Here is an 866-nt window from a genome sequence, read left to right on the forward strand (position 1 = left end):
AAGCAAATTTACCAAAAGCCTCGAATACTCCGCTAACTATATCTTTAGCACCGTCAAACGCTCCCTTAAAGAAATCAGCTACTCCGTTAAATACACCTGAAATTGCATCCCAAGCTTTTGAAGCAAAGCCACCAAGAGCGCTAAACACTCCGCTAACGACACTGCGAACAGAATTGAATATGCCACTAAAGAAGCCTGAAACTGCATTCCATATTGATGAAACTACTCCCCAAGCGCTAGAAGCAAAACTTCCGATTGCACTAAATACTGTTGAAACTACTGATTTTACAGCGTTAAATATACCGCCAAAGAAGCCTGAAACTGCATTCCATACGCCAACCAGTATATCCCAAGCTGAACCAGCAAAGCTACCTATGGCGCTAAATACTGTTGAAACTATTGAACTAACTGCGTTAAATATTACACCAAAGAAACCTGATATGCCGTTCCACGCTCCGATAACTAATTGGTAAGCACCGCGAATAATAGCCAATATAAGTTGGAATGCTAAATTAATTACTGATCCAACTAACCCAAATATAGATTGAAAGAAACTAATTAAAGGTTGGAAAGTTGTAACAAACCAGTTATAAGCACCTGTCACTAAAGAAGCAATGGTTGTAAATACAGTTGTAACAACATTTACTATTCCGTCCCATAGCCCTGTGAAGAACCCTGTAACTCCTGCCCATGCTGTTTGAATACCAGTAACAACAGTTGTCCATAAAGTAGTAAAGAATGTTGTTATTCCGTTCCAAATATTTTGAACACCTTGTACAATTCCACTGAACCAATCGACTAAGCCTTGCCAAATGCCTTTAGCTCCGTCAACTGCTCCGTTCCATATATCAGCAAACCATTGACCA

General features: G+C 39.7%; 1 protein-coding gene. It reads right to left on the reverse strand.

Translation table 11 applies throughout. From position 1 onward, the window contains the following. The coding region (locus FDW96_RS15065) for a hypothetical protein (RefSeq protein ID WP_212732911.1) at positions 1-866 on the reverse strand (866 nt) is incomplete at both ends.

The sequence above is a fragment of the Citrobacter sp. TBCS-15 genome (assembly GCF_005280815.1).
In the GTDB taxonomy this organism is placed as follows: Bacteria; Pseudomonadota; Gammaproteobacteria; order Enterobacterales; family Enterobacteriaceae; genus Citrobacter; species Citrobacter werkmanii.